The organism is Variovorax paradoxus (assembly GCF_022009635.1).
Lineage (GTDB): Bacteria > Pseudomonadota > Gammaproteobacteria > Burkholderiales > Burkholderiaceae_C > Variovorax.
Window position 1 is genome coordinate 2,791,608 of sequence record NZ_CP091716.1, and the last position, 22,758, is coordinate 2,814,365.

7 protein-coding genes are annotated in these 22,758 nt (G+C 60.4%); 6 read left to right on the top strand and 1 reads right to left on the bottom strand.

The window, feature by feature from the left end; genetic code table 11:
• The first annotated feature begins 345 nt into the window (after positions 1–345).
• From L3V85_RS13015 to L3V85_RS13030, 4 genes are all read left to right on the top strand, one after another.
• The gene (locus L3V85_RS13015) at positions 346–17,991 is read left to right on the top strand and encodes an Ig-like domain repeat protein (protein WP_237679613.1); all 17,646 of its coding nucleotides are present in this window, start codon (positions 346–348) and stop codon (positions 17,989–17,991) included.
• Complete coding sequence (locus L3V85_RS13020) at positions 17,991–18,359, top strand: hypothetical protein (RefSeq protein WP_237679614.1); 369 nt, start codon at positions 17,991–17,993, stop codon at positions 18,357–18,359. The genes L3V85_RS13015 and L3V85_RS13020 overlap by 1 nt, the downstream gene beginning before the upstream one ends.
• Before the next feature lie 432 nt (positions 18,360–18,791).
• The gene (locus tag L3V85_RS13025) at positions 18,792–19,229 is read left to right on the top strand and encodes a hypothetical protein (RefSeq protein WP_237679615.1); all 438 of its coding nucleotides are present in this window, start codon (positions 18,792–18,794) and stop codon (positions 19,227–19,229) included.
• A gap of 460 nt (positions 19,230–19,689) precedes the next feature.
• Positions 19,690–19,989 (top strand): hypothetical protein, encoded by a 300-nt coding sequence (locus L3V85_RS13030; protein WP_237679616.1) that lies wholly within the window; start codon positions 19,690–19,692, stop codon positions 19,987–19,989.
• A 303-nt stretch (positions 19,990–20,292) separates the two neighbouring features.
• Here L3V85_RS13030 and bamE read toward each other — a convergent pair whose 3' ends face one another.
• Positions 20,293–20,901, bottom strand: coding sequence for an outer membrane protein assembly factor BamE domain-containing protein (gene bamE, locus L3V85_RS13035; RefSeq protein WP_237679617.1), 609 nt, complete (start codon positions 20,899–20,901; stop codon positions 20,293–20,295).
• A gap of 202 nt (positions 20,902–21,103) precedes the next feature.
• Between bamE and ylqF the strand changes: the two genes are divergently transcribed.
• On the top strand, positions 21,104–22,066 hold the full coding sequence (gene ylqF / locus L3V85_RS13040; RefSeq protein ID WP_237679618.1) for a ribosome biogenesis GTPase YlqF: 963 nt from the start codon (positions 21,104–21,106) through the stop codon (positions 22,064–22,066).
• A gap of 20 nt (positions 22,067–22,086) precedes the next feature.
• Positions 22,087–22,701, top strand: coding sequence for a Crp/Fnr family transcriptional regulator (locus L3V85_RS13045; RefSeq protein ID WP_237679619.1), 615 nt, complete (start codon positions 22,087–22,089; stop codon positions 22,699–22,701).
• Positions 22,702–22,758: the final 57 nt, after the last annotated feature.

Sequence of the window (22,758 nt, forward strand, 5' to 3'; positions counted from 1 at the left end):
AAATGATAGAGGGGGAGCGAGCCCTTGCGATGCGAACAAACGCTGACAGGCCAATTTTTAGTACAGAAGATCGACCACGGCGGGGGCGCCGGCCGGACTGTCTGCCTCGGCTCCGGTTCGTCGGTGCCTTCGCGATGTAGCAATGCATTTACTTTGTTGGGCATTGTGGACAGATGACGTAGACATCGGCAGTAGGGGTTCTCATCGATTCGCTAAACGAATCGCGACGCATGTGGATGAGTTGAGTTGAACCGTAGGCCGGCAACGTACCGAGCCCTGCCATGAAGGGAGGTCCCGACATGGTTGCCACGTGGCGGTTCTCCGAACAATCATCAGGGAGTAGTCATGGTCGCAATCGTTAGTGGGAACAGTCTGGGTCTCAGCCTGAGTTCGTTGGCCGTTCTGGGCCAGCGAGGCTTGTCGGGGTCGGCGGGGCAAGGCCGAAGCGGTGAACAGGCCTATATCAACGCAGCAACAGGCAATCTCGTGCTGCAGAACAGGGATGAATTCATTCAGGGGCGTGGCCCGGATATCCTGAGCCTGCGCACTTACAACAGCCAGGGGCTGCTGGATGACCCGAACGCCAACAGATGGAACGTGGGCGCCTTTGGGCAGAAGGTAACCCTCATGGGCACCGTCGCTTCCGTGGACAGTAGCCTCATGCGTACCGATCGCGATGGTGCCCAGGCTGTCTACACATGGGATGGGGCCAGCAGCCGCTATGCAAGCACCGCCGGTGCGGGGGCCTTCGACACCATCGCTTATGACGAGAGCGCCGCGCAGTTCGTCTGGACCGATGGTGATACCGGCCTTACCGAGCGTTATCAGTCCACCGGGCCGGGGCGCCTCCTCCGTGCAACCGATGCCGACGGCAACACTGTCAGCTACGCCTACAACGTCAGCGGCACCGTTCAATCGTTAACCGATGCCAACGGCGAGGTCACCTATTACGACTACAGCGGCAATCAGCTGACTCAGATCCGCAGCGTCGATGTCGGCGGAAAAGGTCTGACCCGCGTGCGATACGGATACGACGGGGGCGGCCGCCTGTCCACCGTCACCGCTGACCTCAGCCCGGAAGACGGCAACATCGCCGATGGTCGAACCTACGTCACGGCCTATACCTACGACGGCGCGAGCAGCCGAGTTGCCAGCGTCGCTCAGAGCGACGGCACCACGCTCGCCTTTACCTACGTACACCACGAGGGAGCCTACAAAGTCGCAAGCGTCACTGATTCGCTCGGCGCTGTTACCCGCTTCAGCTACGACACCGCTCAAGGCGCCACTACCGTCACCGATCCCTTGGGCGCCCAAAGCGTCTACAGCTATGACGCGCAAGGCCAATTGCTGGAACTGCGTCAAGGCGTTACGGCCAGCCATCCGCGCGGCGCGAGCCAGGTCAGCTATTCGTATGACGCCTTCGGCAACGTGAAAGATGCAAGCGATGGGGAGGGCTATCGGGTCGACTTCATCTATGACCAGCGCGGCAATTTGAGCGCGGAATACGACTCGGACCGGGGCTACCGCTCGCGTGAATATGGCGAGCAGAACCAATTGCTGAGCGAGACGACTCATGTAGAAGGCCCGCCAGGAACATCGGGCTCTTCTTCCGAGACCGTGCGCTATATGTATGCGCAAGACAACCCGCGCCGATTGCGCTTCGTCATCGGTGCTCAAGGCAACGTCACTGAGTATCGCTACGACGCCTATGGTCAGCGCGTTGTTGCTATCGAATACAGGGAAGGCACCTATGACTATTACGCAGTCTTGGAGGCATCACGCCGGATACCCGACGAGGCTCAAATGGTCGCTTGGCAACAAGCGCAGGACCTCACGAAGACCCGGCGCACCGACTACGTCCACGACGGCCGAGGTGCGTTGAGCAGCAGCACGGTCTATGCCGAGGTCGGAGCCGACGGGCAAGGTATTGCTGCAAGTGCTGCGATGACTCGGTACATCTACGATGCTCGGGGCCTCTTGCTGCAGAAGATCGAGCCGGGCGATGCTGCCTCAACCACGACCTACACCTACGACGGCTTGGGACGTGTGCTCAGTGCCAGTGGCCCTTCGTTGGATGGTGGCGTTACACCGAACACCACGATCACCAGCTACGACGACGCCGGTGGCAAAGCCACGATCAGCATCGCCAGTGGCTTGGTCACCACTTCCACCTACGATCGCGCGGGGCGTCTGGTCAGTGTGACGCAGCAAAGCGCGGGTGCCGGCGTGCTCGGCACCACCTCGTACGCCTACGACAAGAGCGGAAACCTGCTGATGACGCAGGACCCCACTGGCGCACGCAAGTGGATGCTGTACGACGAGGCAAATCGAAAGATTGCGGACATCGATGGCACCGGTGCGGTCATCGAGTATGCGTACAACTCCAACGGGACACTGCGGCAGACCATCGCGTACGGCCAAAGAATCGATACAGCGGTGCTGGTGGATGGCGTTGGCCTGCCCACCACGGCATGGTCGCCCACCAACACGACCACCAGTCTCGCTGCGCTGCGTCCGGCATCCAGGCCGGAGGACCAGAAAGTCTGGAACTTCTATGACGGAGCCAATCGGCTGGCCTTTCAGGTCGACGGGTCGGGCTACGTTACGCAGACTGTCTATGACAGCGCTTCGCGAGTGCTGTCAACCACCAAACTTGCAAATCCAGTGGACGTGCGTCTTCTGGAGGCGAAGAATGGCCCTAGAGAGTTGGGCAATGTCGCGGTGACATTGCGTGCGGATGCTGGACCGGTGCCAGTCCGTACGGCGGTGACCATGACTGCCAGCGTCGCTGACGTGAGCAGCAACGGCATGGTCACCTTCTTCAGCGGAGACATAGCCCTCGGCAGTGCGCCGGTGATTGGCGGCATCGCCACTTTCGTTTCCGACGAGTTGCCAAGCGGCGTCAACAGTATTCGCGCCTCGTACACGAACGGCGCGCAAAAACTTGCAAGCGTGTCTTCGGTGGCGCAAGTCACCGTGACGCCAGCACGAACCAGCGCGCAACTTGCACTCTCATCGTCCCGGATCGCGAGCGGAGATGCGGTCGTCTTGTCGATGGCTCTGATTCATGAACGGCCTTTAGGTCTTCCCGGCGCGACGGGCGAAGTACGGTTCTACGGCAATGACGCCTTGATCGGCACTGCTTCCGTCATCGACGGACTTGCAATGCTCAAGGCGCCGATTTTTCCGGTCGGGAGCGTGAGCGTCCGCGCGGTGTACGCCGGAGACTCGACGCATGAAACGGTATCGGCTGAAACGAAGATCACGGTCGAAAAGGCCGCCACGAGAACGACCCTTCAGGTGTCCCGCCAAGATGCATTGCTGCGTCTGAAAGCGACTGTCATGGGGTCTGGCGAGTCTGCGCTGTTGCCGCAGGGCGCCGTCGTTTTTTACGATGGCGATACCTTGATCGGACGGGCGGCGCTGCGCGACGGCATTGCCACGCTGGACGTCGCCTCTCCTGTGGGGGGCAAGGCGTCTTACCGGGTCGAGTACACAGGTGATGCACACCATGTGCAAAGCGCACGTCATGCCGACCCTTTCGTGACACTTGAAGCTTCCGCAAAAAGCACGGTGCAGGGTGGTCCGATCACCCTGAACATGGAGGTGATCGGCAAGTCGGCGGGCGGAAGAGCCGGCTTCTTCGCCGACAGCCTATACCTTGGTACTGCGGAGGTCGTCGATGGCCGGGCGACATTGGTCACCAACTATCTACCAGTGGGATCGCATGTCTTGCTCAGTGCAAGCCTCCAAAACGACGGAAACGGTGCCGACGCCGCCGTCGTGCAAGGGCCGGCGGTGGAGGTCGTCGTTGGATCGCAAGAAGTTCGGCCGCCGTCGGTCCAATCGCTCTTGATCGACCAGATCGGGCGTGCAGTGGTCGGGGAGTTGATCGGTATCAAACTGACGGTCCCTCGAGTTCCCGATCCATCGGCAAGTGATTTCCTCATCTTCGATGGCAAGACGCTGATCGGACGCGGCCAAGCCGGGTACGGCGACTGGGTCATGCTGCCCAGCCTGTCGTTTGGCACCCACGACCTGACGCTGGTGTATGACGGCGAACTTGCACAAGGACGGGTTTCGACGGCCACGGTGCAAGTAGTCGTCGAGCGCGCCCAGGTCCGCATCGATCTCGCATCGTCCACGCAGCCGCAAGCCGCGGTGCGCGGTAGTCCGGTGACTTTCTCCGCGCGCGTCCGCGCTGCGGGCGATTCCCGGCCTACTGGAGAGGTCACCTTCTACCGCGACGGCGTTGCCATGGGAACGGCCGACGTGGTCGATGGTATGGCCAAGCTGGAGCGCAACGAACCCATCCTGGGTATCCACAGCATCACCGCGAGCTACTCGGGCGACGATAGTCATGAGCCGTCTGGCAATACTGTGGCGTCTGCACAGTCCGCGCTGATACAGAAAGTCGTGGCGTCCGCGAATGCGAAGCAGACTCGCACGGACCTGAGCATCTTGCCTGCAACGATCATCGCCAAGCAGTCCTTCAGCTTGGCGGTTTATATCCGCGAGGGAGATACGCAAGCTCCGGTGGTCCGTGGCACCGTGCGCTTCTACGAGGGTACGCGTCTGCTGGGCATCGGTACTGTCGACTATGGATCAGCCTATCTACCGGTAGCCGGACTTGCCGCAGGAGTGCATCAGTTGCGTGCTGTCTTGATCGGTGATGACACCTACGCAGCAAGCGAAACTTCGTTGAAAGTTTCGGTGCCGAAGATCTCTTCTTATGTCTATCTGGACACCGAGGCCACGAGCCTCATGCAGGGTCAGCCGGTGACATTGACTGCGCAGGTGAGAGGTGGTGTAGTGCCTGCAAGTGGGCGGATGAATTTCTTTGCTGACACACAGTTCGTTGGTTCGGCTGCGGTGGTCGACGGATTGGCCAGCCTCACGACCAGCAATCTCCCGGTTGGGTCGAACATTATCCTCAGCGCAAGTTACGGGGGCGATGATGTCTATCTGACTGGCCTAGGCATACAGAAGCTATGGGAGCCTGGGAAAGCCACGATCCGGACGATTCAAGTCCTTCCTGGCGGACAGAGTCTGGAGCCAGCAACCACACGAACCATGTCCTTCGTTTCGCCGAACTACTCTGGCGCGGCGGGACAGCCTCTCGACGTCGATCTGAACATCGGGAGCAACAACGGATTCAAGAATGGCAACTTCGCTGTTTTCCAGGGGCAGACGCTGATTGGAAGCTATGCGCTAGACCCTGCATCACCGGGGCGGATTCGAATCGAGGGGCTACAGCCTGGTCATTCAGAGCTGACGGTGGTGTACACGGATGGGACGAACGCGCCGGCCGCTGTGGCGACGACCCAGGCGTACATAGGCAAGGCACGCCCCGACCTGGCCGAACTCACTTCGTCCCGACAGATGTCGGTGGAGGGGCAGCCCCTGACATTTTTCGTCAAAATCCGGAATTCGGATGGCAGCGAGGTTTATGACCCGCCGATGACGGGGACGGTCACAATTTTTGGTTCGAGCGGAACGCTGGGCACGACTGCTTTGCGGGGAGGATGGGGCGGAGCGTATGCGACCCTCACCGTCAGCGATTTGCCCGCCGGCTCCTACAGTTTCGGTGTTCGATATTCCGGCGATGCCAACTATGAGGCTCACACCTATACCCCTTGGAATGAGGAGTTCAGGCAACAGATCGCGATGGCGCCTGCGGCCAGTTCGATGAGGATGGAACACTGGACCTACGGCTCATCGCTGAATGTCCAGGTTCATCTTCAGGGGCAAGGCGTTCCTGATAGTGGAACGGTGAGCTTCTACGACGGAAACACATTGCTGAACAGGAGCAATGTGTATGACGGGCGAAGCCATCTTTCAGCGGGTGGCCTGAAGGTTGGCGATCACGTGATCAGGGCTGTGTACTCGGGCGATGCCAATAATGCTGGCTCGGAGTCTTCCACTGTAGTTTCGATCGCCCCGGTAGGAGCGGCGCATACCACGCTTGCCAACCGTAGCGAGGCATCCATTTCACAAGATGGCGCGCTGAACGTGGATCTGTATGGCGCGCGCGCCGGCAGCCTGGTGAGCTTTTATCAAGGGGCGGACAGTTTGGGCACGGCCTTGACTATCAATGGCAGGGCCACCTTGATAGGCGCCCGCCTGCCGCCGGGAAATCAGCGCATCACCGCCGTCTACGCGGGCGACGCGGATACGGCGGGCTCAATATTGACTTTCATGCAATCGGTGAAAGGCGCCGCAGGGGGCGCCGCGCCGCAATTGAAATACGACGCGGCTCAGGACCGCACAGTCAGCCGCCTATACGGCCACGATGGCCGTCTGCAGGGATTGCTTGACGGTGAAGGCTATCTGACCGAATACAAGTACAACGCCGCAGGCGAAATCGTCGAAACCATCCGCCGCGCCGAGCGCTCTGTCACCGAGGTCGATCGCGCCACCGCCGTTGCGGATGCCCGTGCAAGCAGGAGTCTCGCGGGTCTGCGTCGCGGGGACAGTGCCGATGACATCCACACCTACAACTTCTACGATGCCCGAGGCCGGCTGGTCGGACAGGTCGATGGCGAAGGCTACTTGAACGAGACGGTCTACGATGCTCGCGGCAACATTACGCAAACTATCCGTTACGCAAACAAGGCCGGCGCAATCGGAGGCTCTTCCACGCTACAGAGCATTCGCCCGGTTGCCGACAACGCTCGGGATCACCGGACTGTCCAGGCCTGGAGTGCCGCCAACCAACTCCTGAGCCGCACCAACGCGGAGGGCACGGTCACCCGGTTCACCTACGACAGCATCGGCCAGCTCGTGCAGACCACCACGGCGGTCGGAACTGCGGATGAACGTACCAGCCGGCGGCGCTACGACATCCAAGGCCGCCTGGCCGGAGAGCTCGACGGGCGCGGCAGCGATGCCGTTGAGCTCTCCGACCCCTTGAGCCTGTGGGCCGCCAACGGCCTGACGCACACCTATGATGCCGCCGGACGCCGCGCCAGTACGACGGACGCCAATGGCCGCCGCACGCTCTTTTTCTACGACGCAGTCGGACGCCTGGCCTATACCGTCAATGATCTCGGTGAAGTTGCCGAGAGCCGCTACAGCGCTCACGGTCAGCTCTCCGAGCAAGTCGTCTACGGGACCCCTGTGGATGTCGTCACCCTCGCGACCGCGACACCCGGCGGTTTGAACACTGACACCTTGATCCGCTTGCTCGAAGGCGTGGCCGATGACGTCAAGGACACGCGTGTCCTGACCCGCTACAACGCCACTGGCACCAAGGCCAGCAGCACCAGCGCAGTGGGCGACATCACCGACTATTCGTACAACGCGTTCCGCGAGGCTACTTCCAGCAGTTTCACGCTGAAGGATGGTTATCGCGTGACCGATACGGCCAGCTTCGATCGGCGCGGGCTGCTGGTCGAAAGCACAAAGGATCGTGGCCTCGTTGTCGAAGGCAAGACTTACGATGCATTCGGCCGTGAGACCGGGCGTATCGACGGCAAAAAGAATCCAAGCCTGCTCACCTATGACCGGCTCGGCCGCACGGTAACCGTGACCGACGCGCTTCGATCGGAACGTGTCACGACCTACGATGCCTTCGACCGTGTGCTGACGCAGCGAGACACGTTGGGCCATGTCACCCTCTACAGCTACGACCAGGCCAACCGCGGCATGACCGTGACAACGCCGGAAGGCGTGCGCATGACCACGTTGCGCAACCGGCAGGGCCAGATCCATAGCGTGAGTGACGGCCGAGGCAATACCACCACCCACAGTTACGACAAGAGCGGAAACCTGCTGCGCACCGAGGCCCCTGAGGGCATCGCCACGGCAAGCACATACGACAAGGCGGGTTTCGCACTCAGCAGCACCGACGCCAACGGTGTTGTGACCGACTACGCCTATGACGCCGCGAACAGGCTGCTCACGCGAACGGTAGATGCCGCGGGCCTGAGACTTGTGACTGCCTACGGTTACGACGCCAAGGGCCAGAAGATCAGCGTCAAAGATCCAAGAGGCGTTGTCACCACTACCGAATTCAATCGCGGCGGACAGGCTGTGCGCCAAGTTGTCGACCCTGAAGGCCTGGCTCTTGCCACCTCCTACGAATATGACACCACGGGCAAGGTGCTCAAGGTCACGGATCCAAACGGCGTTGTCAAGCAATACAGCTACGACGGCGCCGGACGGCGTGTCAAGGAAGTGCTCGATCCGAACGATCCGCTCGTCCCGCTGGATTACAAAACGGGGCCTTTGAACCTTGTGCGTAGCTACACGTACGACGGCAATGGCAACGTGGTGAAAGCCCTCGATGCAAACGGCAACGCCACGAACTACGCCTACGACGCGAATAATCGAATGGCGTACACGCTGGATGCGCTCGGCAATGTGTCTCGGAATGTCTACGACAGCGAAGGCCGCGTGGCCCGAACCATTCGCTATGCCGCCCCGGTGGAGCGTGACAAGCTGCCCGACTTGCCTGACGCCATCGATATTGCCTCCCGCGTGGTGGCCGACCCGGCCACTGACATGGTGGAGGAGCGCCGCTACGACCGCGACGGACGATTGCACTTCACGGTGGACGGGACAGGCGCTGTCATCGAATACAAATACGACACGTCGAACAATGTTGTCGAGACCCGCTCTTACGCTCGGCGCATTGATCTGGCTACCTGGGAGCCGAACTCGGATCCCGCTGTCGTTGCCGATGATGGCGACTCACGTGTACGCACAGTCTACGATGGGTTCAACCGAGCTGTCTGGAAGGTCGATGGTGCCGGCGGCGTAAGCAGCAACAGCTACGACGACAACGGCAACATCACCGAAGTCCGCACCTATGCGAATGCCCTGACCCGTGCGTCGTTCGAAGCATGGGACGGCCGATCCGCGCCGGCTGTGATGGCCGACGACACGAGGGACCAGCGTGTCCGTACCGTCTTCGATGCCGCGAATCGTGCCGTCTCTCAGGTCGATGGCGTTGGGGGCGTGGTTCGCACTGCATATGACAGTAACGGCAATACGCTCGAGCGGCGAGCCTATGCCAACCGTCTCGAGGCCTCGGCGCTGGCTGCCTGGGATGGAAAAAACCTATTGCTGCCGAAGGAGGATGGCAAGAGCGATCAACATGTTCGCAACATCTACGACGCTGCGGGTCGGCTGACATGGAGCGTGGATGGCGAAGGGGCCGTGACGTCGAATGAATACGATGCCAATGGAAATGTCACATACCGCACCCGGTTTGCCGAGGTCATCGGGCGTGACGCGTCGCCGGACAGTGTGAAGGAAGACTTTCGGGATCAGGTCACCCGCTACATCTACGACGCGGCCAATCGTGTGTCGTACCGGTCGAAGTGGCAGGGACGAAGCGCGACGGGAGGAGGCTACGGCTCTCCTTTCGGCAGTCGCGAAGAGATATCGTACGACTACGACGGTGTGGGCCGCTTGCTGCGGCAAACCGTACACGCGGCTCTGCCGCAGGTCGCACCGACCGGGCGCGTGGATGAGGCTGATCGCACCAGCTATTTCGTCTATGACGCAGCAGGGCGCCTGGCCTATTCAGTAGATGCCGAGGGCGGTGTCACGCGAAACAGCTACGACGGCGCAGGTCGTCTGGTTCGGACGCTCCAAGCCGCGAACAGCATTTGGAACCTTCCTTACTTTGCTGCGTTTCCGGAAGCACGGAGAGATCTCCCCCTGGATAGAACTCTGACCAGCGCTCCCTATTTCCGGAGGGGAAGGGGCGATTTCCTGAGGCTGAGCGCAGCCATGCTCGAAGCCAAACTGACGACGGATGCATCGGCCGATCGCATTACCGTCATGGCCTATGACGGCGCAGGACGGCGCACCCTCACAATCGACGCCATGGGCGGGGTCACCAATAACGCCTACGATGCCTTCGGAAATCTCACGCAGCAGGTTGGCTATGCGATCCGCATCGCCCCGCCTGAGTGGAGTCCAGGCATCAATCGGACGGCCTTCGATCCCGCTGGACTGAAAAAGAGCGAGGCAGACCGCATTTCTTACTTTGCCTATGATCAGGCGCAGCGTCGGGTTCTCACCGTCGACGCGTTGGGTGCCGTCACCGAGACCGCCCACGACGGAATCGGCCAGGCGATCAAGACGCGCAGTTATGCGCGCGCGATTGATGCGACGGGGCTGAGCAATGTGGCCGCTCCCAGCGCTCTGCGCTCCCGCATAACTTCCGACGCGACTGCCGATCGTGTTTCGCGCCAGGTCTTCGATGCCAGCGGCCGTGTGATCTACGGGGTGGATGCTCTGGGCTATGTCAGCAAGACCCACTACGACGGTGTTGGGCGCGTGCGTGGTACCACGCAGTACGCTCGGCCCATTCTGCAGGGCACAGAGGGCCCCGCAGTCGCTGCAGCCATTGCGATCAGCCCGGATGATCGCAGCAAGAGTTTCGAGGTCGATACCCTTGGGCGCGTCGTCCTCAGTGTCGACGCCATGAATGGCACCGAGTCGTGGACATACGACTCAAGGGGCAACAAGACCAGCTACACCAACGCCAAGAATGCTGTCTGGACCTACGAGTACGACGGCATGGGTCGAATGACCGCGGAGATTTCACCGCAGGTCGATCTCACACGAGTCAGAAAGGGTTCGAAGGATCGTTTGGAGGTCGACGAGTACCGCAGTGGCACGAACCAGGTTGTCACCAGCATGGAGTACGACGCTCTCGGCAACATGACTTCCCGAACGGAGGCCTGGGGACGCCCTGAGGCTCGACGGACGCGCTATGCGTACGACGGACTGGGGCGCCAAATCTGGGTGGAATTTCAAGAGAAAAGACCAATCGAACCGATGTCCTCGCAAATGGGGTACGAAGGTGGAGATCTCCGCACCCTTACTACCTACGATGCCTTCGGGAATGCCATCGCCAATGTCGATGTGAGTGGCCATAGGAGCTACAAGACATATGACTCTCTAGGTCGTGTGGTCCATGAGATTGATGCCCTTGGTTACGTCACTGGCTATCAGCGCAATGTCTTCGGAGAGGTGACCGCACTTACCCGACATGCACAGGGCATCGATCTGGACGCTGGTCACTGGCCGGAAGGGAGTGAGCCCTCCGCCAAGATGGTGGCAGCTGTGCTTCGTCCTGGAGATGCCGATCGCATCATCGTCACCAGTCGTGATCGCCTGGGCCGGGCCATCGAAGTCAAGGAGCCGTCCGTTTCTTTCCATGACAGCTCGGCGGCATTCGGCGCCAGGTATGGTTTCGACGGCAAGTCCATCCGTAACACTTACGATGGTTTCGGCAACCTTGTGCAAGTGGCGAGGCGCCTCAATTCGGACAGTTGGGTACTGGCTGCCACCAACTACCATGACCTGCGCGGGCAGCAAGTCGCCACGGTCGATGCGCTCGGCTACCTCACCACCCAGGTCTTCGATGCGGCTGGCAACGTGGTGGATCGCGTCGAGTACGCCAAAGCGCTGCCCGGATGGATCGGCACCTCCAACCTCGCGGCCTGGACGGGATTAGCTGACGCACGAACCGATCGCACGCCACCGGCGCCAACCGTGGACATGTCATCCGATCGGCGTACGGCGACCACCTATGACCGCAACAATCGAAAGACCAGCGAGACGCGGGTGCATGTCGAGCACAGCACTGCTGCCAACGGGACAAGTGAACGCGGCAACCTGACCACCAGCTACGGCTATGACGCCGTGGGTAACCTTACGCGCACTACCGATGCGGCGGGCGCGTCAACCTACAGCTACTACGATGCGCTCGAGCGCGTGACGGCGGTGGCGGAGCCCACGCGTGCGGGCAGCGACGGGGCAACTTTCGTGACTCCGCTCACGGTGTTCCGCCGCGATGCCCACGGCAACGTGGTCACCAAGACCGAGTACATCAACGGAGCCGGCGTTGAGGACCAGCCTGCCAATCCTCGCCCCATGCCGGCGCTTCTTGTCGGGCCGAACCCCGAGGTCGCCCGCGCACAGGCCAGCGGCTGGCAGTTGAATGGAAACATCGGCTATATGTCGGCGACACCCTTCGACGGCGGAGAAGCTGTTTACAGGGTGCGTACCGACTTCTTCGGTCCCTTGCACTACTACACGCAATCGGTCGAAAAGCGTGATGAACTGGTGGCGTCGGGCCTCTGGCATGACGAGGGAATCATTGGCTACATCGCTTCCCAGCAGCAGGAAAAAACCGTGCCGCTGTACAAGGTCCAGCTGCGTCTGCCGCCTTTCTGGCCGCGTGAACTTCAGCCTTTCTCGGCCTACTACTTGCTGACTACCAGCAAGGATGAGGTCGACGATCTCGTGCAGAAGTCCGGAGCCACGCCTCAGGGCATCGTTGGCTATGTCGGCGATGCGCGAGACTCACAGTTCGACACAGGTCTCGTGCGCATGTTCAACCCGCTTGTCGGAGACCATTTTTTTCTGCCCGATACGGTACAGATGGATCCCTACGAGGATGCTGAGCTGGTTTCCAGCACTGATCGTACAAGCTATGCGCAATACGATTTGCTCGGGCGTGTGGTGCAGAGTACCGACGCCATGGGCGTCAATCACTACAACAACTACAACGATCGCGGACAGCTTACCGAGGAATGGCAGTATGTGCGTGGCGGAGACAAGACGCAGCAGCGATTGTTCCGTCGCCACGAATACGACGCATTGGGTCGCCAGGTCCGTGTGATCGAGCCCGGCACCGCTAGCGATAACGCAACCTACACAGAGGGCCGCGCGAGAGCCGACGGGGTCTACGCTGCGAACCCCAAGGTAACCCTGATGCTCGGTGTTCCCGAGTCCGTCAATCCGAACGCGCCGGGGCAAGAGTCCGCCAACGGCAAAGTCGTGGTTCAGATGGCCAACATCGTGAAGGCCAACGGTGGCGCGGTGAAGGTCGAGTTCGATTTCGTCACGCCCGAGACTGCGGCCCCCGATGACGGAAGCGTTCCTCCAAAGATGAATCCCGGCGAGCCTGCGACCTTCTCGCAGGTGTTCGATCAGGCATCCGGTGCAGGGCTGTCCCATGGAGTGAAGCTCACGCCAACCGATCCGATCGGTACGGTCAGCACCATCCGCATATTGCAGCAGGATGCCGCAGGCAAATGGGTCCTGCTGTGGCAGGGCACGCCCACCGAAGCCAACGGGGAGGCCTACCTCAATATCACGGGTGCCGAGAGGCAAGTCGAAACGGTCATGGACTACAACGCCTTCGGCGAGATGGTGTCCAAGCGTGTCAATGGGCAGGCCGGAGAGTATTTCGATTACGACAGGGCAGGGCGTCTGTGGCGTACCAACGCAGGCGATGGTGTGGACAAGATTGCGCAGTACGACCTTCTGGGGCGTCAGACAAGCGAAGTTCGCAGTGCCGGCTCCGGAAGGGGCAACCTCGATCTCGGCAGCTTGAGCAGTGCTGCCCAGGCCAATCAGCTGTCTGACTTGCGCCGTACAGACACCGCATACGATCTTCTAGGGCGCGTCACCTCTCAAGCGTTGGCGGAGCGCGCGCCTCAAGACAGCCCCTGGGCGCTGCAGCGTCCCGTGATCAACCAGAACGTTGACCGTTGGGGCAACGTCGTGAGCATCAGCGATCCGCGCTCGACCGGATGGATCACGCACTATCGCTATAACGCCAACAACCAGTTGACCACGCAGATCCAGACGGATCGCGATGGCAATTCGGGTGTCGATGCGTACGGCAACATCGTCAACTCCAACGCCGCTGTGACGAGGATCTATTACGACGCGATGGGTCGTCAGGTGGCGGTGCGCGATGCCAACGAACGCATCAATGGCCAGGAGTGGGATGCCGGTGGAAACCTTGTACGCGAACTGCATGCTGACGGCAACGGTGTCAGCACCGGCGTGGTCAGCCATGCCTACGACGCTTTCGGAAACAAGGTCCGCACCATCGATGCCGAAGGAAAGAGAAAACGGTTCCTCAGCGACAAGTTCAATCGTTCTCTCAAGACCGTGCACGAGGCCGTGGCGGTCTACCAAGGCGCCAGCCTGGAAGTCGTGCCGCAAGGCAGTCGCGAAGTCGTGGAGACCAACACCTGGGACGCCGCGGGCCGCAAGACCAGCCAGACGAACGGCAACGGCGACACCATTCGCTACGCCTACGACCCGCGCGGCAACCTCATTCGCACGACCCTTGCCGAAGGCGAGGTGACCAGGGCCGCCTACGATGCGCGCAACCGCAAGATCATCGAAATGGATGGCAACGGTGCATTGGCCACATGGAAGTACGACTACTTTGGCCGACTGCAGGGCCGAAGCGACATCGGCGGTGCCACATACAGCTACAGCTACGACAACGCCAGGCAGTTGACCCGCCAGACGAGCACCAATTCTTCCAACGTGGTGACATTCCCCGGCACTTCGAACCCGACCCAGGATTTGAGCTACCAATACGACGGTGCGGGTCAGCTGTTGCAGGTTCACGATGCGAGCCTGGGCAAGACCTCCCGTTATTCCTACGACCTGGCCGGCCGCCGTGTGCGCGAAACCACTGAGCAGGCAGGTGTTTCCTACCAGGACAACAGCATTGCCTACGACGCGTTGGGCCGCATGCGTTGGGTGAGCGACAGCGGGGGGCGTGCAACCGTCGAAATCGAGCACGACAAGGTCGGCAACCGCACGCGTATCCACACGCGCGTGAACGACCCCGCCACGGGCGTTGGCGCCGACAACGACAGGTACTTCGCCTATGACGCGATGAACCGCCAGACCCTGGTGGATTCCGCGAGCGCCGATGGCAGCGCGCTGGGCCCCGATGGGCACCGCCTGGCCTATGACTACAACGGCAACCGCACCAAGGACACCAGCACGGGCACGCACCTGGCGTTGGTCGACGGCCAGTGGAGCAGCGTCGAAGGAGAGACGACTGAGGAATACACCTACGACCGCATGAACCGCCTGTCTACCGTTACGCGCGACGGCGTGAAGGTAGACGAGCGCCTCTACGACGGTGCCAGCCGCGTGGTGGCCAGCGGCGTGGTGACCAGCACGACCCATTCCGTGGGATTGGCCTTCGACTATGCGGTCGCGCACATGGCCGCCAACGGCGCGCCTTACTACGCGCTGGCCGGCGGTGCGATCGACGGGCGCATCAACACATACAACAAGAACGGCCAGCTGCTGGGCCAGAACCGCTACGAGTACGGGATAAAGCGCGACAGCACCATCTATGACAACGGTGCGCACAACCTGGACGCCTTGGGTTTCGAAAAAGGATCTGTCATCGGCTACGACAAGGCGGGCAACCTGCTGGGCTACTTCAGCGGCTATCTCGTGCCGGGCAGCACCAGCTTCACCCACGCGATCAACAACGTGGGGCGCGCCGACGGCTACCGCACGGATTCGACCTGGGTGCGCAATGGCACGGTGGGAACCGCCAATAGTGCGAACGCGGAAGGCCGTGGCTTTCATACCTTCGATGCCAACGGCCAAACGGCTGCAACGGGCGACTCGAACTTCCAGTTGCTGGGCAAGGACAACCGCATCTTCGTCAACGACGCGAACGGGACGACGCTGTACACGCGCTACATGGGCGGCCAGGCGCAACGCCAGTTGGTGGTCAACGGCGAAGTGCTGGGGCGCTACGGGCTGAGCGTGAACGAACAGGTGCTGGTGAGCCCGCCGAATCTGCCGCGAGTCTTTGCGCCTCAGGCAAGCTTCGGATTCGGCTACCGGCCCATCGACGAGGGCCATCCCGCGGCCACGCCGGGCAGCTACGCGGTGCGCGAGGGAGACACGCTGCAGGGCATTGCCAAGAGCGTGTATGGCGACTCGAGCCTGTGGTATTTGCTGGCGGAAGCGAATGGCGTTGCCAGCGGCAGCGAGTTGCAGCGGGGCCAGGTGCTGATCGTGCCCACGCATGTGAGCAGCGCGAACAATGCGAGCACCTTCAAGCCCTACGACCCGAGCAAGATCATCGGCGACACCAGTCCGGCGCTGATGGCGATGCCGGGGGGAGGGGGCAAGGAGGGTTGTGGTGGGTTTGGGCAGGTCATTGTGGCTGTCGTTGCCGTGGTGGTGGCGGCAGTCACTCAGCAGTGGTACCTCACGAGCGTCTTGAACGTGTCGGGAGGAATTGCGGGTGCGATCAGTAGTGGTGCCTATGGCAGTTTGGCCGTGTCTGGTGCAATCGGCGGTATTGCAGGCTCTGTTGCCAGCCAGGGCGTGGGCATTGCCATCGGCGCACAGGAATCGTTCAGCTGGAAGGGCGTGGCACTGGGGGCGCTGGGGGGCGCCATCTCCGCAGGGCTTGGGGCTACGGGTCTGGGGAGCGCGGTGGCCAAGGCGACTACACCCCTCGTGGGCAGGATCGTCACGCAAGCGCTGTCGAATGCGGCCACACAAGGCATCGCCGTGGTGACGGGGCTGCAGGACAAGTTCAACTGGAGATCGGTCGCCGCATCCGCAGCCAGTGCAGGTGTCAGCCAGGCACTGAATGCAGCGATGGACTACAACCCGCTCAATGGCTTCGAGATCGAAAAGAGCCTGGCCTCGGGTCTGGGCGGAAGCCTTGTGGTGCAGGCTGTGCGCGGCGGCAAGATCAGTGCGGCTGCGCTGGCGTCTGACGCTTTCGGCAATGTGTTGGGTGACGCCATTACGACAGCCAATGGGCTGCGCTCGAAAGCTCTGGATGATCAGGCAGCGGCCGATGCACGGAGCGGCCGTACACAGAACCTTGCTCAGCTTCGAGCTTGGGCGGGCGGGTATTCAGGCGATGGTGTTGGAGTGGGAGATCGAGGTACCGATACTGCGCCGGTGCGGCCTTTCTTGATGAACGGCGAGACTGTCAATTCATCGACAGCATCGATGTTCCCCACACCACAGATTGTGTCAAGCGGCCCGTCTTATGTGCTGTATGACAACACGGCCGAGACGAGAGGAATAGCGCCGCAAGGAGTGGGGAACGTGATCGGAAATGTGGATGTGTCCGGTACCGGCACGATCACGCCCTATCAGGGCATCGGCGCCAATCTCATAGAGACCTTTAGTACTGGCCTATCACTGAGCGAAAAATGGAAAATGGCGTCGGGGCAAATCAAGTATGCCTATCGCGGATCGAACTTAGCTCAGGGCGCGGTGCAGATCCTTGGCGGTGGACTGGAAGTCTGGGGCGCTACAACCTTGAGCGCAACTGGAGTTGGGGCGATCGTCGGAGTTCCAATGGCGCTTCATGGTGGCGACAACATTGGGACCGGTCTCAATCGAATGTTGGGTTTGGGCGACGGTACGACCTTGACGTATCAGGGTACTTATGCATTAACGGGCTCCTCAACTGCTGCGAGTTTCGTCGATCAAGGGATTTCGTTCGCTGGCGGAGTTGCAAGTCTGGCGAGCAGTATGAGAAGCGCTTGGACGATCACGGCTGCCGATAAGGCAGCCGGATTGCGTTATGAAGCTGCCCAAGCCTTGGCGCTACTTGACAATGCCGGCTCCAGCATATTTATATCCGGCGCAGCCTCTGTCGGGAGACTGCCGGCGGCATGGGGAAAGACGCCGCATGCGACTGAGTTCCTGTATACATCGAATAGGACTGTTCCGCTTTCAATCGAATCCGCTTTGAATCAGGCGGACGAATTCGGAGCGCTTAGAGGAAGTCTAGTCGACTACAAAATACGGCCCAACGGAAGCGTTACGGTAGATCATGGGGGAGGCTTATTTATCAATTACAGAGCAGTTTCCGACGAGGCATTTGATGCCTTTCACGGTTCGAACAGGCTAGCCGCATACCGAACACCTCAAGAATTTCTTCAAAATAAGCTAATCTCCTGGAGCGATGCGTTTGAAGGTGGTGTGGTGAATGTGCATATACGTCAAAGCACCCTTTTGAGTGACCGAGCCTCTGTTGCTGCCTTGGGTCACGAGTATGGCGAATTACAGACCGTCTTTGGAAGGGTTGGCAACGGGTCTTACACGATAGGAAAATGGGACTCATTCATTAATGGCGCACATGAGCAAGTTGTTCCCAAGGTAGATAGAATTATTGGAAATATGATTATCGGCGGAGGTAGATAATGTTGGCATCGTTGAAAATTTCCGCTCTGCAACGAGAAAATTCTTGGCGTGATTACGGGTTTTCTCCTTCATACTTGGCGGATTTTGTGCTCTCTGAATTGGCGGTGCTCAGTGTTGATGAGTATTCGCTTCAAGAAATATTCTCCAAGCCTGCGATACAAGCATTGCTTAGCTATTCTTGTAAAAGTATTAACGCATATCGATCAGGTAGTGCATTAAGTTCGTTAGGCTCGGGCGGTGTAGTAGCTCGCCCTTCTGATGAGGGAAGAAAGCTCGAAATGTTGTTGAGGTCCTGGGCCGGAAAAGGATGGATTTTTATTTCAGAGGTGGATGGAGAAAATTCCTTCATCGCAGAGCTTATGGAGTAGCAGAAAATATTTGAATGCACTGAAGGCTCCTCAAATACCGCGAGTTTCGTCGATCAGGGGATTTCATTCGCAGGCGGTAGGGCAGGTCAAGCGACAGTCTGAACGCGCTTGGACGGTCACGCCCATAGATACGGAAGTTGCTCTACGCTGGAAGACGAGCCAAGCCTCGCGAGCAATCGGTGATGTATCTGCGGCGCGAGTAGTTAGTGGCGTGCTGGATAGCACAGCGGCTGCAGGTGAGGCTGCGATAAAGCGCGCAGATTTCATCTTCATGTTGAGGCCTGCTCCTCCAAACGGCTCCGCCTCCTCTTCCTTCCCGATGGATGAAGTAATTGGTGAGAGCGACATAAAAGCACCCAACAGCATCTGAACGTTTACTACCGAGGCGACTGCGGTCTATTGCGGTGGTCAGCCCTGCGCTGGACCTAGTCAATGGGTGTGTTTTGCCAAAATTTGCTCTGCGACCTGTTATTTTTGCAAAAAGACCACGGAGTCGATGTAAATGCTAAAAATTGGGATGACAAAGAATTTGTCGGTAAGATGATTGGTGATGTTGTGCTGGCGCGTTTTCTCGGATTTAAACCTGAAACCCAAGCAATTGTGCGCAATACGCTCCAGTATTTACTTGCGACTAAAAGCGCAAGCGATGAGTTTTGGGATATTGTTTGGGGGTCAAGCTCGGCGCCCATTTTTCGCGCTAATTTGAAGGTGAAGGGCTTTGCGGAGCATTATTGCGAGCTTCTTTTCAACAACGAACCTTTGCCTTCGGTAGAGCGATTGAAGGGCTATCACGTGAATCATGAAATGCAGTTGCCCAATCGATTGGATTGGATCGATGTGGCAATATTTCTGGGAATTTTCCAACGGTAAAGAAATCCGGTTAAAGCGGATTTCGCGGATGCTAGTGGTGGTATGCTGGGCTCCGATGGAGATCGCCTGATCTAATAAGACGGTGCGCCGAGCCAGATGCGTTTGGCAACGCCAGGAGGCTAAATTCGAGGTCGGATTTAAATTTCAGACCGCTTAGGCTTTCACCTGTACGAAACCACGCTGTAGAGAAAGCCTTGAGAGGCGATGCTTACTCCATTGGGCCAAGCAGGATCAAGGCCCCCTCGCATGCTGTCAGCGTCGAGCGAAGTTTGCTCATTCAGTGGTCGGCATTAAGTTGACATCAACGGACTCATGCAACGTGGTCAAACGTTGTAGACGGTCACCTGTATCTGAGGAAGTACTATGCTGAAATTCGAGATGCCGCCCGACATCTTTTTTTTGCCAATTAGAGATAACTACCCGCTGCAATTTCTCGTGTTCATATTGCGCGGGTCCTGCCATGAATCAGCAGGATATGGCATGGAAAAAATTCTCGGCCATCATCGGCACTCTTTCGATGCAGTGTTCACACTGCACTGTTTCACCGCAAGATAAGGGCGAGCCTTCGTTACATCCCCTGTTTTGGCGCATGGCGGACTATGTAATTGCTAACGGCCACACGCCGTATTCGATCCTCAACAGTAGTCGTATCGAGGCAACACGTATTGCCAACAAATTTCCACGCATGGGTATTTCATTAGATACGCTGGACCTAGATACAGCGAACGCATTGGCCGCCAAAACTTGCCTAAGGTACTGAGCAACCTCGAGGAACTCGCTGCAGCCATGGGGTCAGCCCGCATCACGGTCATGTCGATAGACTTGGGGCAACCGCTCGGCCCGCTGCGCGCTTGGGTCCGTTCGCGCGGATTTGGCCGTCACAGGAACTCAGATCCATAGCAATTACACCAAGGACACGAGCGGGAGCGCGCACCTGACGGTATCAATGGCACGCGGGCCAGCATCAAAGGGAAGCGACTCGTGTGTTCGGACCGAAGCCACGCAATTCAACAGTCCGCCGGGGATTGCGCGTGTGTGCAACACACGCGCAATGCGCGAAAACTCAAGGCTGGGCCGGCACTGCGGCAAGCACGCGACTCAGCGCAACCGGGTCACCCACCACGGTTTTCACCAGCCCCTTGTCGTCAAAGTTCACCTGGAACTCCGACCAGCTGTCGCGCCAGTAGCGCCACACCGGCGCGTCGAGGCTGGGGTTCTCGCTGGCGATCGGGTAGCCGATGGCCATCAGCACCTGTTCGCGCGTCATGCCGGGCATCACCTTGGCGGCCAGGATGGCCTCGCGCACGGCGGGCGCGAAAGCGGCCATCTTCTGCTTCGGGTCTTGAGTGACGACGTAGCGCTGCGCGAATTCCGGCAAGGTGATGTTGCGGCTGTAGTCGTTCTTGATGCGCTGCGGCTTGCCGCCCAGATCGAGGCTGAACCAGCGGAAGTCGTAGGCCGTGATGCGCGCCGGCGTGCCCACTGCCACGATGCTCGTGCCCTGCTCGTCGTAGTTGATGTCGCTGATCGAATCGCCGTACGTGCGCATGTTGCAGCACAGGTAGCCGTTGATCATCGGGCCGGGCGGCGGCGACGGGCGCTGGGCCTGGACGACGGTCGCGGTCAGGGCGGTGGCAGCCAGCAAGGTGGCGGCCGCAAGGCGGTTGAGCATGGATTTCCCTCGGAGTCTTGTTGGAATGGCTGCGGGGCGCAGCCGGGGAAATTCTAGGCAGAATGGCCGTGCATAGCTATCGAAAACGTAGCACGCAGCTGCCGTTCAGGTTCCCGGTTCACAATGCGCACCCGGCCCGAGGGCCGGCCCGTTTTCCCGAATTCCAGTCAGCGCCAAAAGAGCGAAAAGAAAGAGCCTACCGATGGCGATCCAGTGGTTCCCCGGTCACATGTATGCGACCCAGAAGGCCATCACCGAGCGGGTGAAAGACATCGATGTGGTCATCGAATTGCTCGATGCACGCCTGCCCGGCTCCAGCGCCAACCCCATGCTGGCCGAGCTCACCGCCCGCCGGCCCAGCCTGAAGGTGCTCAACAAGCAGGACCTGGCCGACCCCGAGCGCACCGTGCGCTGGCTCGCGCACTACAACGCGCTGCCCGACACCCGCGCCATCGGCCTCGACGCCAGCCAGACCACGCCCGCGCAGCAGCTGGTGAAGGCCTGCCACGAACTCTCGCCCAACCGCGGCGGCATGGCCAAGCCGATGCGCGTGCTGATCTGCGGCATTCCCAACGTGGGCAAGTCGACCCTGATCAACACGCTCACCGGCGGGCGCAAGGCCAAGACCGGCGACGAGGCCGGCATCACCAAGCTCGAACAGCGCATCACGCTGGCCGACGACTTCTACCTGTGGGACACGCCCGGCATGCTGTGGCCGCGCATCATCGTGCCCAAGAGCGGCTACAACCTGGCCGCCAGCGGCGCCGTGGGGCGCAACGCCTTCGACGAGGAAGAAGTGGCGCTCGAGCTGCTCAACTACCTGAAGGTGCACTACGGCGCGGGCGTGGCCGCGCGCTTCAAGCTGGTGGAGCTCGACGCCCCCACCATGGCCGAGATGAAGGACGAGGCGCTGCTCGACACCATCGGCCGAAAGCGCGGCGCGCTGCTGGGCAAGGGGCGCGTCAATCTGCAGAAGGCCGCGGAAATCGTCATGCACGAATTCCGCGCCGGCAATCTGGGGCGCATCACGCTCGAGACGCCTGAAGAGTTTGCAGGTTGGCTGGCCGCTGGGCAGCTCGCCGATGCCGAACGCGCGGCGAAGAAGGCCGCGCGAAAGCAGAAGGGCAAGCCCAGGCCGGAGGCAACGGCCGGGCAGGACGGCTGAGCGCGCGCGAGGCTGCCGCGATGCCTGCCGCGTCCGACGACGCTCCAGCCGCCGCAGCCTGGCAGCGCGCGCTGGCACTGCGTTTTCCGGAACTCGCGCCGGCCCCGCTGGCGCTTCTTGCGGCGCAGGCGCGCCGGGAACCCCTGGAGGCGCATGCCACGCTGCTGGCCGCCGGCAGCGTCTGGCAGCACGCGCTCTGGGTCGAACGCGGCATGCTGCGGCTTTTCTACATCGACAGCGAAGGGCGCGAGTCGAACAAGAATTTCCATGCCGAAGACGCGTTCATCTGGCCCGTGACGGAGGTCATGCAGCGCGAGCCCGCCGCCTTCTTCATCTCGGCGCTGACGCCGGCGGTTGTCTGGCGCCTGCCGCACGGCGCGCTGCAGGCTGCGGTGGGCACACTGCCCTCGTGGACGGCATTGCGGCTGCAGGCGCTTGCCGGACTGCTCGACGACAAGATGCGGCGCGAACAGCTCTTCCTGCAGTGCACGGCGCGCCAGCGCTACGAGGCCCTGCTGGGCGAGCGACCCGAGTGGACCGGCCGCATCCCGCTGCGCCACCTGGCTTCGTACCTGGGCATGACGGATGTGTCGCTCTCGCGGCTGCGCGCGGAGATGGGACTTATCGGCGGTTAAGGCGCCGGCGGCGCCGCGGCACGACAGTGGGCGGCTTCTTTCCATGCCGCAGGAAAT

Coding starts and splice junctions, on each gene's coding strand:
- L3V85_RS13025 (WP_237679615.1), top strand. CDS start 18,792: ATGGGTGTGTTTTGCCAAAATTTGCTCTGCGACCTGTTATTTTTGCAA.
- L3V85_RS13020 (WP_237679614.1), top strand. CDS start 17,991: ATGTTGGCATCGTTGAAAATTTCCGCTCTGCAACGAGAAAATTCTTGG.
- ylqF (WP_237679618.1), top strand. CDS start 21,104: ATGGCGATCCAGTGGTTCCCCGGTCACATGTATGCGACCCAGAAGGCC.
- L3V85_RS13045 (WP_237679619.1), top strand. CDS start 22,087: ATGCCTGCCGCGTCCGACGACGCTCCAGCCGCCGCAGCCTGGCAGCGC.
- L3V85_RS13030 (WP_237679616.1), top strand. CDS start 19,690: ATGAATCAGCAGGATATGGCATGGAAAAAATTCTCGGCCATCATCGGC.
- bamE (WP_237679617.1), bottom strand. CDS start 20,901: ATGCTCAACCGCCTTGCGGCCGCCACCTTGCTGGCTGCCACCGCCCTG.
- L3V85_RS13015 (WP_237679613.1), top strand. CDS start 346: ATGGTCGCAATCGTTAGTGGGAACAGTCTGGGTCTCAGCCTGAGTTCG.